At 61.6% G+C, this 13842-nt stretch carries 10 protein-coding genes and 3 pseudogenes; 7 read left to right on the forward strand and 6 right to left on the reverse strand.

Going from position 1 to position 13842, the window contains the following annotated elements; all coding sequences use genetic code 11:
* Positions 1-129: 129 nt before the first annotated feature.
* Positions 130-1941: pseudogene (locus EJD88_RS20405) on the forward strand (lipase family protein); the annotation flags it as partial.
* Positions 1942-1950: 9 nt separating this feature from the next.
* Here EJD88_RS20405 and codA read toward each other — a convergent pair.
* The 4 genes from codA to EJD88_RS20425 all read right to left on the reverse strand — a co-directional run bounded on the left by codA (position 1951) and on the right by EJD88_RS20425 (position 6332).
* On the reverse strand, positions 1951-3186 hold the full coding sequence (codA, locus tag EJD88_RS20410) for a cytosine deaminase (RefSeq protein ID WP_112194465.1): 1236 nt from the start codon (positions 3184-3186) through the stop codon (positions 1951-1953).
* 84 nt (positions 3187-3270) lie between these two features.
* Positions 3271-4563 carry a cytosine permease gene (codB, locus tag EJD88_RS20415; protein WP_158878871.1) on the reverse strand — a complete coding sequence of 431 codons (1293 nt, stop codon included), beginning with the start codon at positions 4561-4563 and terminating at the stop codon, positions 3271-3273.
* 256 nt (positions 4564-4819) lie between these two features.
* Entirely contained in the window at positions 4820-5176 is a 357-nt protein-coding gene (gene queD / locus EJD88_RS20420; protein ID WP_017736453.1) for a 6-carboxytetrahydropterin synthase QueD, read from the reverse strand.
* A gap of 76 nt (positions 5177-5252) precedes the next feature.
* A complete protein-coding gene (locus tag EJD88_RS20425; RefSeq protein ID WP_158878872.1) occupies positions 5253-6332 on the reverse strand; it encodes a patatin-like phospholipase family protein in 1080 nt (359 codons plus the stop codon).
* A 158-nt stretch (positions 6333-6490) separates the two neighbouring features.
* Between EJD88_RS20425 and EJD88_RS20430 the strand changes: the two genes are divergently transcribed.
* The 4 genes from EJD88_RS20430 to EJD88_RS20445 are packed head-to-tail and all read left to right on the forward strand — an operon-like array spanning position 6491 to position 9088.
* Entirely contained in the window at positions 6491-6793 is a 303-nt protein-coding gene (locus EJD88_RS20430; protein WP_158878873.1) for a PepSY domain-containing protein, read from the forward strand.
* Positions 6793-7104 (forward strand): PepSY domain-containing protein, encoded by a 312-nt coding sequence (locus tag EJD88_RS20435; protein ID WP_099584871.1) that lies wholly within the window; start codon positions 6793-6795, stop codon positions 7102-7104. The genes EJD88_RS20430 and EJD88_RS20435 overlap by 1 nt, the downstream gene beginning before the upstream one ends.
* Positions 7104-7772: a response regulator transcription factor gene (locus EJD88_RS20440; protein WP_099584872.1), complete on the forward strand. Its 669-nt coding sequence runs from the start codon at positions 7104-7106 to the stop codon at positions 7770-7772. The genes EJD88_RS20435 and EJD88_RS20440 overlap by 1 nt, the downstream gene beginning before the upstream one ends.
* Complete coding sequence (locus EJD88_RS20445; protein WP_099584873.1) at positions 7769-9088, forward strand: sensor histidine kinase; 1320 nt, start codon at positions 7769-7771, stop codon at positions 9086-9088. Before EJD88_RS20440 ends, EJD88_RS20445 begins: the two co-directional genes overlap by 4 nt.
* A 26-nt stretch (positions 9089-9114) precedes the next feature.
* Here EJD88_RS20445 and EJD88_RS27605 read toward each other — a convergent pair whose 3' ends face one another.
* Positions 9115-9870 (reverse strand): methyl-accepting chemotaxis protein, encoded by a 756-nt coding sequence (locus EJD88_RS27605; protein ID WP_371926575.1) that lies wholly within the window; start codon positions 9868-9870, stop codon positions 9115-9117.
* A 102-nt stretch (positions 9871-9972) separates the two neighbouring features.
* Positions 9973-11289, reverse strand: a pseudogene (locus tag EJD88_RS27610) (HAMP domain-containing protein); the annotation flags it as partial.
* A gap of 318 nt (positions 11290-11607) precedes the next feature.
* Between EJD88_RS27610 and EJD88_RS20455 the strand changes: the two are divergent.
* Together EJD88_RS20455 and EJD88_RS27615 are read left to right on the forward strand one after the other, a co-directional pair.
* Complete coding sequence (locus tag EJD88_RS20455; protein ID WP_160385059.1) at positions 11608-12927, forward strand: Na+/H+ antiporter family protein; 1320 nt, start codon at positions 11608-11610, stop codon at positions 12925-12927.
* A gap of 61 nt (positions 12928-12988) precedes the next feature.
* Positions 12989-13810, forward strand: a pseudogene (locus tag EJD88_RS27615) (cache domain-containing protein); the annotation flags it as partial.
* Between the last annotated feature and the right edge of the window lie 32 nt (positions 13811-13842).

The raw sequence follows: 13842 nt of genomic DNA on the forward strand, positions 1-13842 counted from the left end.
GGTCGATCAGCTCTTGGGGAATGGATGGAAGGTCTCGCGGGGCCTCACGGGCCGGTTTCTTTTTGGTCGGCATACATGCACCTCTATCAACATGTTATGCCCGAACACAAAATTTATGACAGTCCCGCTTTTTCAAACCCTGACGGTAAACGTATCGAGAGTAATATTTCACGGCAGAACACGGATTGTTTTTATCAGGTTGAAGTAAGTGATCTAGTTCGCCATACCGCCCATCTCCCCCCGGCAGCACCTTCACCTCATCGCCCCCAACGCCACGCCCTGAAAATGATGGCAGACCTAAGCTTCGGTCCTCCCCAGCCGACCTTGTTCGGGGTCGTACTATTCCCCAACAACCACACCGTTCTTGAAGTCCGCCCGCTTCGAGCCCTGCGCCCGATGTTGTCAACGCAGGATGATTTCTGCGCCTTGAACCTATACCAGTTGGCGTTATTTGCATCACTGAGCTATTGCAGCTTCGGTCAGGTGCCGCCGGAGAAACCCCAGGATGAAGTGCGTTTTCCGCTGGATCCCAGTGTCGGGAATCTGTTTGCCGAACAGCTCGCTGGGCATCAGGAAGCGTGGCGAGTTGATCCTGAGCAAACACAGCGTTTCTACCCACTCTATGAGGAAGTCCCGTACTCCCGGCGCTTCGAAATCCTGCCGTTCGACCCTGCGTTGTACCCCCAGAATCGCCGGGAACTGGGCGATCAACAGGAACACCCCGCGCGCTCGCATTTCTTCGATGACGAAAAAGACGGCACTGATACCCAAGCGTTCATCACTCACCACGATGAGGTCATCCTGATAGCGGTGCGTGGGACTGCCAGTGCCGCAGATGGATTGCGCGATGCCAACGCCCACCAGGTGCATTTCGCGGAGGGGGTTGGCAAAGCGCACGATGGTTTCTATCAGGCGTACCGAGCAGTACGTAAGTTCGTGTTGCGCTACCTCGATCAGTTTCACACCGGCCAGCGCATTGTGATGTGTGGCCACAGCCTGGGCGGCGCGATTGCGTTGCTTCTGGCTGAAGGCTTACGACGAATTCCCGATGCAAACTACAACATCCTCCTCTATACCTACGGCGCGCCCCGTGCCGCCGACTCCGCGTTCACCGCTGGCGCTTCCACGCTGGTCCACCACCGCATCGTCAACCACAACGACCCCGTCCCCAGCGTCCCGGCACCCTGGATGAACACCACCGCGAAACTCTGGATTCCCGGTGCCGTTGCGCTATTCAGCGCGCCCACGGCGGGTGGCCTGTTGTTCGCCGCAGGTCTGGTACGCATTGGCGGCAACCCTTACCAGCATCATGGCGAGCAGCAACACTTCATGCCGATCATGCTCCCCGATGGCACGCACTCGTCGGTACTCTGGAAGCCCGGCTGTGAGTCCATCGAAGAGGCAGGCCGCAATCGGGCGTTGCAAGTGCAGGGGGATATGCCCGACCGCGAAGGTTTGATCAGACAGTTGGTGCAATACAAGCAGCACTTCATGACCGCCAGCTACATACCTGCCGCCTGGGCGACGTTGCGGCGCTGGCAACAAGCGGTGGACAGCGACGGCCCTCTGGTGACCCAGCGCGAATTCGACCTGCTCGACCATGCCCTGGCGTCCATGCGCAAACAACTGCAAGACAAGCGGCGTGAATTGACTCGACATCGCCCAGCCAACGACCGGACCTATGCATATCACGAGCCCTTGAACGCCGAGATCGACCGCCTGAACAGCAGTCGCGAACGCCTGCAAACCCTGCGCTGGCGGCGTCTTGAGGCCCGCGATATCTACGGGAGCCATGCCCATTCCGTCACGTTGCAACCTTGCCTCAAGCGCTGGTTCCGCCATCGTGAAAATCAGACGCGGACTCAGATCGCCAGTATCCCTCCCGCCACGCAGAGCGAGTTGGGGAGGGCGCAACCGCTGGATATCGACTCAATCCAGTGACCCGCTCGCTTACACAAACTCTACCTGTGCCGGCTGACGCTTCATCAACACCTTGCCGTTACGAATCGAGTACAGCGGCAGGCCCTGGCTGCGAATCACTTCGTAGTCGCTGTCCGCTGAAAGGATCAACAGGTTGGCCGGGCGTCCAGGCTCCAGTCCGTAGCGATCACCCAGGGCCATGGCCTTGGCGCTGTTGTCGGTCACCAAATCGAGGGCGCTTTGCAGGTTGCGGTAGCCGAGCATGTGGCAGATGTGCAAACCGGCTTCCAGCACCCGCAGGATGTTGCCGTTGCCCAGCGGGTACCAGGGGTCGACGATGGAGTCCTGGCCGAAGCACACGTTCATGCCGGCTTCGAGCAGTTCGTTGACCCGCGTGACGCCCCGGCGTTTCGGGAAGCTGTCGAAGCGGCCTTGCAGGTGGATACTTTCGGTCGGGCATGAGACGAAGCTGATACCGGAGTGCCCCAGCAGGCGAAAGAGCTTGGCGCAGTAGGCATTGTCGTAGGAACCCATGGCCGTGGTGTGGCTGGCGGTGACGCGGGCCCCCATGTCGCGGCTGCGGGCTTCTTCGGCCAGCACTTCGAGAAAGCGCGAATGGGGGTCGTCGGTTTCGTCGCAATGCACATCGACCAGGCAACCCGTGCGTTCGGCCAGGTCCATCAGGAACTTCACCGAACTCACGCCTTGGTCGCGGGTGTATTCAAAGTGGGGGATGCCGCCGATCACGTCGGCGCCCAGGCGGATGGCTTCTTCCATCAGCTCGCGGCCGTTGCGGTAGGACTCGATGCCCTCCTGGGGAAAGGCGACGATTTGCAGGTCGATCAGGTGCGTGCTTTCTTCGCGCACTTGCAGCATGGCCTTGAGCGCCGTGAGGTCGGGGTCGGTGACGTCGACATGGGTGCGTACATGCTGGATGCCGTGGGCGGCGAGGGCCTGGATGGTTTTCTTGGCGCGGGTCCTGGTGTCTTGCTCGGTGATGGTGGCCTTGCGTTCGCCCCAGCACTCGATGCCTTCGAACAGCGTGCCGCTCATGTTCCAGCGGGGTTCGCCGGCGGTAAGGGTGGCGTCAAGGTGGATATGGGGTTCGACGAAGGGGGGGATCACCAGGTTGGCAGCGGCATCCAGGTCACCGGCCGTCAGTACGGGCGGCGTCGCCTGTGGGGTGATGCTGGCGATCCGGCCGTTTTCCAGGTGCAGATCATGCAGGCCTTCACGGTCGCGCAGGCGGGCGTTGATGATGTGCATGGGCAAGTTCCTCTTGGCTAAAAACAATCAGGCAGACAGTCGCCAGATCATCAGGGCGATGCCGATGTTCAGACGGCCATCAGGTTACCATTCTCGTGAAACCCGGGTTCCAGGGTCAGCGTCGGCCAGGGGCACCCGCACGCGCAGTACGGCGGTCAGTGCGATGTAGGTGAGCGATGCCGCAGCGATCCCCACCAACGGCGCGACCCATGGCGAGTTGAATGCCAGCACGGTGCCCACTGCATACGCCACCAGCCCCGGCCAGTTGAACGCCGGCAGGCGTGCGTCGGCCAGGCGAGGGTAGTGGCCGCGATAGCGGTAGAAGAAGTCCGCCATGATGACGCCACCAATCGGCGGGATCACCGTGCCCAGCAGGATCAGGTACGGCACCAGCATGTCGTACATGCCGAGCAGCGCCAGCAGAGTGCCGATCACCGCGCCGGCCAGGGTGACGGTTTTGCGGCGTTTGGTGCGCAAGAGATTGCAGCCGGCCACGGCGAAGTTATAGATGGTGTTGTCCTGGGTGCTCCAGATATTGAGCAGCAGCATCGCCATCGCGGCCATGGCAAAGCCTTGCAGCAACAAGACTTCCACCACATCAGGTTGCTGATAGACGATGGCGCCATAGGCTCCTATCAGCACCATCAGGCCATTGCCGATAAAGAAACCGATCAGGCTGGCCAGCACCGCCACCCTGGCCGAGCGGGAAAACCGCGTCCAGTTGGTGGCCTGGGTTGCGCCGCTGACAAAGGTGCCGAACACCAGGGTAATAGCCGTGGACAAGTCCAGTTCAGCGCTCGGCACTACCGCCAGCAACCCATCCAGCCCGCCGACTTTCATCGTGGCGACCCACATCGACAAAAACAGCAACAAGCCCATGGCCGGCACTGCGATGTAGGACAAAATCTCCAGCCCGCGATAGCCCACGTAGGCCGTGGCGCAGAACACCAGCCCGAACAGCACCATCAAGGCCAGCACGCTGCCCTGGCTCAGCTCGAAATATTTACCCAGCACCACGGCCGCCGTGGCTGTTCCCCAGGCGTACCAGCCGATTTGGGTGAAGCCGAGGATCAAGTCACTGAGCTTGCTACCCACTTCGCCAAAGCAGAAGCGCCCCATCAGCACCGAGTTCAAACCACTCTTGAAAGCGATGTAGCCCAGGGCTGCGGCGTAAATACCCAGCAGCAGGTTACCCAACGCCACTACCCCGAGCATGTCAGTGAAACTGAACGCCACCCCCAACTTGCCGCCGGCAAACATGGTCGCGGTAAAAAACGTAAAGCCCAGCAGCACCATGGCGGTCGATGCCAGGCCCTTGCGCGCATGCATGGGGACTTCGCTTAAGGGGTAATCGTTGCCCGGTTCTTGCTGCGTCATGTGCCTTGCTCCCTGAATGAGTGACGAGGCCTGTTGCACCGCGCGTGCCAAATCAGTCGCAGTGACCGGCGTTCGGTACGGTGCACAATCTTTATAGCCAAACAGGGAGCCAACGCAGGAGGGAGTGTCCGTGGTGCCCAATCGGGCACGAAAGCGGTGCGGGGGTGATACAAATTGGATCAGTGGATTCGCCACCACAGTTGGTGCGCAGCCACAAAAAAACCACCGCCAAGGGTGGTTTTTTCACAACGCCGGCTTACTCGCCGCGATAGATGCAGCCGCTGGTGCAGGTCTCATGGATGCGGATCGCGCTGAGTTCCGGCAAAAGCGGTTTCAGTTCAGTCCAGATCCACTTGGCCAGCACTTCGCTGGTTGGGTTTTCCAGGCCTGGGATGTCATTGAGGTAGTTGTGGTCGAGGCGTTCGTAGAGCGGCTTGAAAATCGCCTTGATCTCCGAGAAGTCGCGAATCCAGCCGGTATGGGGATCCAGGTCGCCGCTCAGGTGGATCGCCACCTTGAACGAATGCCCATGCAGGCGCCCGCATTTGTGGCCATCCGGCACGTGCGGCAGGCGGTGGGCGGACTCGAAGGTAAACTCTTTGAAGATTTCCACAGTATTTTCAGCTCGGTCAGGTATCTGGCAGGCGGCGAGTTTAACAGCTTGATCACGCGCCGCGCATACCGCTGGGTCAAAGCGCCTGCAAGCGCTCGCCCAAGCCATCGTTATCCGCCAGTTGCAGAAACTCATCCCCCAGCCGCTGGCTTTCGCTCATCGCGGTTTGCCAGTATTTATTGCGACTTTTGTCGTCGCCCAAAAAGCGCTTGAAGTCGCTGCGGTCCGGCAGTTTGCCGTGGGGCAGGCGGGCCAGGTAGTCCCTGGATGGCGCCAGCAGCAACACGTCCTGCAAACCCTGTTGATTGCTGCGCCGCCATGGCAGGCCTTTGTCGAACCAGCCGGGGATCACCCGATCGGTGAAGTGCGGGTACAGCACGATGTCCTCGCCGTGGTAGGGCAAGTCGAGGTGGTAGTCCAGCAGGCCACCGTCGCGGTAGGTGCCGGCGCCTGCGCCGGGCAGGTCGCGCACGCCTTGCATCACCATGGGGATCGAACCCGAGGCAAGCAACGCCTGGCGCAGGTTGCCTGCATCCAGCTCAAGAAACCGCGACGGAAAATCCTTCAGCGGATGCACCGGTGGCAACTGGCGCGGGTCATGGATGATCAATCGCTCGAAGTGCCGCGACAACCGTGCGCGGCCACGCAGGTTATCGGCAATCACCGACGACAGGCCGAGGCCCAGGCGTCCGCGATGGTCATCGGCGAGCAGGCCGTGGCTTTTGACTACCATGATGTTCAGCCGATAGTCGGGGTTGTCCAGCACCCGCGCGTCGCGGCCGGCCAGCAGGTCGTCGAGCATGCGCTGGCAGCTCTGGGTGACCTCGGCCATGGTCACGCCTTTGGCAAAGCGTTGTTCGTTGTACAGGCGGCCGAGGTCCAGCAGGCCTTGCACCGGGTCGGGCAGGCAAGCGCTGGCGAAGCGCCAGGAGCCGATGGACGCACCGATCAGCGCCCGTTCCCGTGGTGCCCGAGGCAGCCAGTCGCCGAACAGCGCCAGGTCCAGGCCCTGAATGCCCAACGCCTTGGGGCCGCCGGCCGCACCGGGAAGGATGCCGACATCGACAGGCTCAAGGCCTTGTTCGCGGATGCGGGTGAGGGCGCGTTTGCCGGCCTTTATGGTCAGCGCGGGAAACTTGATGTGGATGGCTGTCATACCGGTCTCTGTTGAAGCGAGGGGGCAGTATAGGAAATCTCGCAAGCTGTGGGAAAACCGCTGTCCGCGCAATTGCCATGGTGGCAATTCAGTTTCAGTTAAGTTGCAGCAGATACCGTGGCCGGCGTAGGAATAACATCGTGTAACGGAGACTTATCATGAAACGCCTCACTGCTCTGGTCGCCGCCGTTATCATCGCCTCCACGGCGACCCAGGCCGGAGCCGTGGACCCCGACAAGCCACTGACCGTGCCGGCCACTGTTACAATTGTCGCCTTTGACCAACTGGAAGCCACTGCGCTGGCCCTGCACCCCGGTTCGACGCTGCTGGACACCGATCTGGACGAAGCGTACGGCAAGTATGTCTACGAGGTCGAACTGGAAGATCGCAACGGTATTGAATGGGACGTTGAATTGGACGCGCTCACCGGGCAGGTTCTCAAGAATCATCAGGATACGTAATGAAGGTAAATTTACGCACCGGCAGTCGCGTGGCGTTGGTGTTGGTGGTGTTCTGCTCGGGCTTGCAGGCCCGCGACCTCAACCAGGATGAAGCCCTCGCGCTGCGCCAGCAGGGCGTGATCCTGCCGCTGGAGCAACTGTTGCAGCAGGCCATGGCACGGTATCCCGGCTCCCGTCTGCTGGAGGCGGAGCTTGAGAAAAAACACGGCCAATATGCCTATGAAGTGGAGCTGGTGACCACCGAAGGTGTGGTGCGTGAGATTAAACTCGACGCCACCAACGGTGTACTGATCAAAGACGAGGAAGACTGATGCGCCTGCTTCTGGTGGAAGACAACGTACCCCTGGCCGATGAACTGCTGGCCGGCCTGCAGCGTCAGGGCTATGCCGTCGACTGGCTGGCCGATGGGCGCGACGCCGCGTATCAGGGGCGCAGCGAACCCTATGACCTGATCATCCTCGACCTTGGCCTGCCCGGTCTGCCCGGCCTTGAGGTGTTGGCGCAATGGCGTGCGGCCGCATTGGCCACTCCGGTGCTGGTCCTTACCGCCCGCGACTCGTGGGCCGAGCGGATCGAAGGGCTCAAGGCCGGTGCCGACGACTACCTGAGCAAACCTTTTCACCCTGAAGAGCTGCACCTGCGCATCCAGGCGCTGTTGCGCCGTTCCCACGGCCAGGCCAACCAGCCCACCTTGCAAGCCGCCGGCCTGCACTTGGACGAAGGCCGTCAATGCGTACTGCGCGACGGTGACGAGATCCAACTGACCGCCGCCGAGTTCCGCCTGTTGCGCTACTTCATGCTGCACCCCGAACAGATCCTGTCCAAAAGCCACCTGGCCGAGCACTTGTATGACGGCGAGACCGAGCGCGACTCCAATGTGCTGGAAGTCCACGTCAACCACCTGCGCCGCAAACTGGGCCGCGCCGTGATCGAAACCCGGCGTGGCCAGGGTTACCGCTTTGGCGCCAGCCCTGCATGAAGTCGATTCAGCGCCGCCTCAGCCTGGGCCTGATCAGTGTGATGGTGATTGTCGGCCTGGTGCTGGCACAAACCAGCCTGTGGTTATTCGAAGCTGGCTTGCAGCGCTATCTGGAAGCAGGGTTGCGCAACGACGCTGAAAACTTGTTGGTGGCCCTGGTGCGCGGGCCCAACGGCGTGCAGTTGGATGAGCAGCGCCTGTCGCCGGCCTATCAGCGGCCGTTTTCCGGGCATTATTTCCGGATTGATTTCGCCGACACTCATTGGCGCTCCCGTTCGCTGTGGGACCAGGAGTTGCCCCAACTGCCCGAAGCCGGGATCAAGGGCAACCTGCAACTGGGCCCGGAAGGCCAGCAATTGCTGGTGTTGCGTTCGGACTACAAACGCTTTGGCCAGTCGATCTCAATCAGCGTGGCCCAGGACTACACGCCAGTGCGGGAAAGCTTCCGGTTGATGCGTCAGATCGGTCTGGTGCTTGGGTTGGCGGCGTTGTTGCTGGTGTTGGTCCTGCAACGGGTCACTGTGCGCCGTGCCTTGCGCCCGCTGGAAACTGCGCGCAATCAGATCGCCCAGTTGCAACAGGGCCAGCGCTCGCAACTCGACACCCAGGTTCCGCTGGAACTGGAGCCGCTGGTAGCGCAGATCAACCACTTGCTGGCCCACACCGAAGACAGCCTCAAGCGCTCACGCAATGCCCTCGGCAACCTCGGGCATGCCCTTAAAACGCCACTGGCCGTGTTGCTGAGCGCGGCGTCGAGCGAGGCGCTCAAGGATCATCCCGAGCTGAGCAAACTGCTGCGCAACCAGTTGGAACAGGTGCAACAACGCCTTAATCGTGAGCTCAACCGCGCACGCCTGGCCGGCGAAACCCTGCCGGGTGCCTTGTTCGACTGTGAAAAAGAACTGCCCGGTTTGCTGGCCACCCTGAACATGGTCCATGGCGAGCACCTGGACCTCAGCTACCACGCGGCCCCCGGCCTGCAATTGCCCTGGGACCGGGAAGACCTGCTGGAACTGCTCGGCAACCTGCTGGATAACGCCTGCAAATGGGCGGATGCCGATGTGCGGCTGACGATCAGTGAAACCGCCCGCAGCTACCTGCTGGCGGTTGAAGACGACGGCCCCGGCATCCCCGAAACCCAGCGCGACCAGGTGTTCAGCCGTGGCACGCGCCTGGATGAGCAGATCGACGGCCATGGTTTGGGGTTGGGGATCGTGCGGGATATCGTCGAGGTGTGGGGCGGGGTACTGCAATTGCAGGAAAGCGAGCTGGGCGGTCTCAAGGTGCTGATCGAATTGCCACACCGCCAGATCTGACCGCCCGTATCTACGGCTGATTCAGATCAGACACGAAACTGATCCATCAATCCCTGCTGCTGATTTGCCAGGCTATTCAATGCCTGGCTCACCCGCGCCGACTCATTGGCCTGTTCCGACAGCGACTCGGTCACATCGCGAATGGTCGCCACGTTGCTGTTGATCTCCTCGGCCACTGCGCTTTGCTCTTCCGCGGCGCTGGCGATCTGCAGGTTCATGTCGCTGATGACCGTGACCGCATCGCCGATCTGGCGCAGGGCGGTGACGGCCTGGCCGACCTGTTCGACGCTGCCCTGGGCCTGGCGATAGCTGTTGCCCATGGAGCCGACCACATCCTCGGTGCCGCTTTGCAGTTGCTCGATCACCAGGCGGGTTTCTTCCACCGATTCCTGGGTGCGCCGCGCAAGGTTGCGCACCTCATCCGCCACCACCGCAAAGCCACGACCGGCCTCACCGGCGCGGGCGGCTTCGATGGCGGCGTTGAGCGCCAACAGGTTGGTCTGCTCGGCAATGCCGCGAATCACTTCCAGCACCGAACCGATTTTCTCGCTATTGGCGGCCAGGCCTTCGACCTGGCCCATGGCGGTGCTCATGTCCGCCGCCAGGTGACCGATGTTGGTGGTGGTCTGGTCGATCACGGTCAAACCGTCGCGGGTGGCCTGGTCGGCATCGCGTGCGGCTTGTGCGGCCTGGGCGGCACTGCGGGCTACATCCTGGGCGGTAGCACTCATCTCGTGGGAGGCAGTGGCCACCTGGTCGACCTGGCGGTATTGCTGCTCCATGCCGGCGCTGGTCTGGGTCGCAATCGCGGCGGATTGGTCGGCAGTGCCACGGGCGTCCTGCACCGAGCGCTTCACCTCGGCAATGATCGGTTGCAGCTTGTCGAGGAAACGGTTGAACCAGCCCGCGAGCTGCCCGAGTTCATCTTTCTTGTCGTAGGCCAGGCGCCGGGTCAGGTCGCCTTCGCCGCTGGCGATGTCTTCGAGCATGTGCGCCACGCCGAGGATCGGCCGCGTCACGCTGCGGGCCATCAGCCACACCAGAATCAGACCGATCACCGCCGCCAGCAGGCCCAGCCCCAACTCCAGCAGCGTGCCACGTGCATTGTCGGCATCCAGTTGGGCCTTCAGCGCTTCGGCGGGGCCGACCAGGACTTTTTCCGGTACATCCAGCAACACGCCCCACAGCTTGCCGTCAGGAATCGGCGCGAACGGCGCCAGCACTTTGAGCTGATGGTCGGTGCGCAGGCTGCGGATCTGTGGGCCGCTGGCCAGTGCACTGAGCACTTGCGCGCCGCTGACGGTGTCGACCTGATCCAGGCGTTTGCTCAACTGGGTGGCGTCCGCGCTGTAGCCGGCCAGCAAGCCGGTAGTGCTGAGGATGCTCACCTGAGTCTGGCCGTCGTACAGTTTCTGGCTGGCCTGTTGGCTCACGGCCTGCAGGCTGTTGAGGTTGATGTCCACCGACAGCGATGCGATGACTTTGCCATTGACCGTCAGCGGGAACACGATGCTGGTCATCAGTACGTTCTGGCCGTTGATCATATAAAAGTAGGGTTCGATCACGCAGGGCTTGAGCGTCGTGCGCGGGCAAGTGAACCAGGCGTTGGCCGGTTCACCGCTGGGGCCGATGCTTGTGTCGGCCATATCGCTTTCCGGCAGGGCCATTGAGGTGAGCGTGCCCGGCGTCGGCTGCGACCAGTACAGGGCGAAGCGGCCTTTGTCGTTGCTGCCCAACTCTGCCTGATCGGCGAACAACTCGTCCTTGCCGTCCAGCGCATTGGCTTCGAACACCAGGGACAACCCCAGCAGGTCCGGGTTGGCCTGCAAGGCGGCCTTGACCTGGCGGGTCAGGTCTTCGCGGGTGTCGAAGGCGTCGAGGAAGCGCTTTTCGGCCTGCTCGCGCAGGAACAGCACCTGACGGGAAAAGCCATGGCCGTACTGGTAGGCATCCATGAACTGACGACGGATACCCAGCGCCTGGGCTTCGCCTTGAGCCTCGATGCGCGCCTGGGCGGAGGTATTGAGCATCTGCATGCTGGAGGCCTGGACCTGCTCCGAACTCTGCGCCATGCGATACAGCGACAAACCCACCAGCAGGGTCACGATCCCCAGCAGGCAGAGGCCCGCGAGCAGGGTGATTTTCCATTGAATGGAGAGCTGCCTGAGCGACATCGGGACATCCTTAACCTGAAAGCACATAGAGTCAGGTTGTCGGCTGCTTTGGGGGGTTCTTTATTCAAACGATCAATTTAAATTTGCTTTTTTGGTGAGCAAGCTTGCTTGGGCGGGGCCTTAGAGGGGGGGGTAAAAGCCGGCTCCAGCTGCGCTGTCGAACGGGAGCAAGCTCCCTCGCCACAGCAAGCTCCCTCGCCACGGTTTTTTGACATGCAGCCCCACGTCCTGCAAAGTGCGCGCCCTCTAATAAGACCTCCTTGAAGCCTGCACGCGGGTCGCCAGCCAATGGCCACCTGAGCGAGGGTATGCCTGTTTTTTATGTTTTTGCTTGAGGTAACCATGATTAACGCAGTCATCGCCGCGGTCGGCACCATGCTGGTGCTCAGCCTGTCCCGCGTGCATGTGGTCATCGCCATTATCGTCGGCGCCCTGGTGGGCGGTTTGACCGGTGGCCTGGGCATCGAAGCCACGCTCAAAGCCTTCAACGGCGGTTTGGGCGGCGGTGCGACCGTGGCGTTGTCCTACGCATTGCTCGGCGCTTTCGCGGTGGCGATTGCCAAGTCCGGCCTGGCCCACGCGTTGGCGGACAAGGCGCTGTTACTGGTAGACCGCCAGGACGCCAGCGGCGGCAGCCACGTCAAATGGCTGTTGATCGGCCTGTTGTGGATGGTGGCGATTGCGTCGCAGAACATCCTGCCGATCCATATTGCGTTCATTCCTCTGCTGGTGCCGCCGCTGTTGTACGTGCTGACCAAGCTGCAACTGGACCGTCGCCTGATTGCCTGCGTGATGACCTTCGGCCTGATCACGCCCTATATGTTCCTGCCGGTGGGCTTCGGCAATATCTTCCTCAACCAGATCCTGCTGGCCAACGTGGCCAAGAGTGGTGTGGACATCAGCCAGGTCAACGTGACCCATGCCATGAGTCTGCCCGCCCTGGGCATGGTGGTTGGCCTGCTGGTGGCGGTGTTTATCAGCTACCGCAAGAAGCGCGTGTATGACCTGGAAAAAATCGAGCGCGTCGAGCAAGTCGCGGTGCAATACAACCCGCTGACCCTGCTGGCGGCTGGTGTGGCGATTGCCTCGGCGTTCATCATTCAGCTGTGGCTGGACTCGATGATCATCGGTGCCCTGGCCGGGTTCCTGATCTTTTCGGTGTCGGGCATCGTGCGCTGGCGCGACACCGACGACCTGTTTACCGAAGGCATGAAGATGATGGCCATGATCGGCTTCATCATGATCGCCGCCTCAGGTTTTGCCGAAGTGCTCAAGGCCACCGGCGACGTGCGCTCGCTGGTCGAAACCTCGGCGGCGTTTATCGGCCATAGCCGTGGCGTCGGTGCATTGTTGATGTTGCTGGTGGGCCTGCTGGTGACCATGGGCATCGGCTCGTCGTTTTCCACGGTGCCGATTCTTGCCGCGATTTTTGTGCCGCTGTGTGTGCAACTGGGCTTCAGCCCGATGGCCATCGTGTGCATCGTCGGTACGGCGGGTGCGCTGGGCGATGCCGGCTCACCGGCGTCGGACTCCACCCTCGGCCCGACCTCCGGCCTGAACATCGACGGCCAGCATCACCATATCTGGGACACGGTGGTGCCGACTTTCCTGCACTACAACCTGCCATTGCTCGCATTTGGCTGGCTGGCGGCGATGACACTCTGATCTACAGATTCACCGCCGCTGGCCGATAACCTCTCAAGTCGCCTAATAAGAGAGAAAAGCCATGCGTCTGAGCCTGAAGGCCAAAGTCCTGTCCCTTGCCGTTGTGCCGGTGTTGCTGTTTGCCGTGGTGATCAGCCTGACCACTGTGTGGATCCTCCAGGGGCAGGCGCGCAACGAGGTGGATGAAACCCGCCAGCGTCTGCTCAACAACGCCAAGGCCACCCTGCAAAGTTATGTGGAAGTGGCCATGAGCACCATCAAGCCGCTCTACGACGCAGCCGCCCCCGGTGACACGGCGGCGCGGGCCGAGGTGGTCAGACTGCTGTCCAACACCAGTTACGGCAAGGACGGCTACTTCTTCGGCTACGACTCAGAAACCATCCGCCTGTTCAAGGGCAACAGCCCTGATGGCGTGGGCAAGAGCTTCAAGGACAACCGCGACCCCAACGGCGTCTACGTCAACCGCGACCTGGTCAAGGTCGGCAAGGACGGCAGCCACTACCTGCAATACAGCTCCACCCAGCCCGGCCAGACCGAACTGGTGCCCAAGCTCGGCTACACCGAATACCTGCCCAAGTGGGACATGGTCATCGGTACATCCGTGAACCTCGACGGCATCGAAGCCCAGGTGGCGGTGGTCGAGGCCAAGGTCGAAAAACGCATGGAAGGCGTGTTGCTGAGTATCCTCGGCGTGGCGGTGGTGGTGCTGCTGGTGATCGCCGCCGTAGGCATGTTGCTGGCCAATACCATCCTGCGTCCCCTGCACTTGATGAAAGCCAACCTCGATGACATCGCTGCCGGTGAAGGCGACTTGACCCGCCGCCTGGCCATCACCAGCCAGGATGAGTTGGGCGACCTGGCCGGTGCGTTCAACCGGTTTGTCGACAAGATCCACGGGCTGGTGCGCCAGATCAC

The sequence above is a fragment of the Pseudomonas sp. PB105 genome, from assembly GCF_009764655.1.
Taxonomy (GTDB): domain Bacteria; phylum Pseudomonadota; class Gammaproteobacteria; order Pseudomonadales; family Pseudomonadaceae; genus Aquipseudomonas; species Aquipseudomonas cyclaminis.

Coding starts and splice junctions, on each gene's coding strand:
- codA (WP_112194465.1), bottom strand. CDS start 3,186: ATGCACATCATCAACGCCCGCCTGCGCGACCGTGAAGGCCTGCATGAT.
- EJD88_RS27605 (WP_371926575.1), bottom strand. CDS start 9,870: ATGGAGCAGCAATACCGCCAGGTCGACCAGGTGGCCACTGCCTCCCAC.
- EJD88_RS20440 (WP_099584872.1), top strand. CDS start 7,104: ATGCGCCTGCTTCTGGTGGAAGACAACGTACCCCTGGCCGATGAACTG.
- EJD88_RS20425 (WP_158878872.1), bottom strand. CDS start 6,332: ATGACAGCCATCCACATCAAGTTTCCCGCGCTGACCATAAAGGCCGGC.
- EJD88_RS20435 (WP_099584871.1), top strand. CDS start 6,793: ATGAAGGTAAATTTACGCACCGGCAGTCGCGTGGCGTTGGTGTTGGTG.
- codB (WP_158878871.1), bottom strand. CDS start 4,563: ATGACGCAGCAAGAACCGGGCAACGATTACCCCTTAAGCGAAGTCCCC.
- EJD88_RS20445 (WP_099584873.1), top strand. CDS start 7,769: ATGAAGTCGATTCAGCGCCGCCTCAGCCTGGGCCTGATCAGTGTGATG.
- EJD88_RS20430 (WP_158878873.1), top strand. CDS start 6,491: ATGAAACGCCTCACTGCTCTGGTCGCCGCCGTTATCATCGCCTCCACG.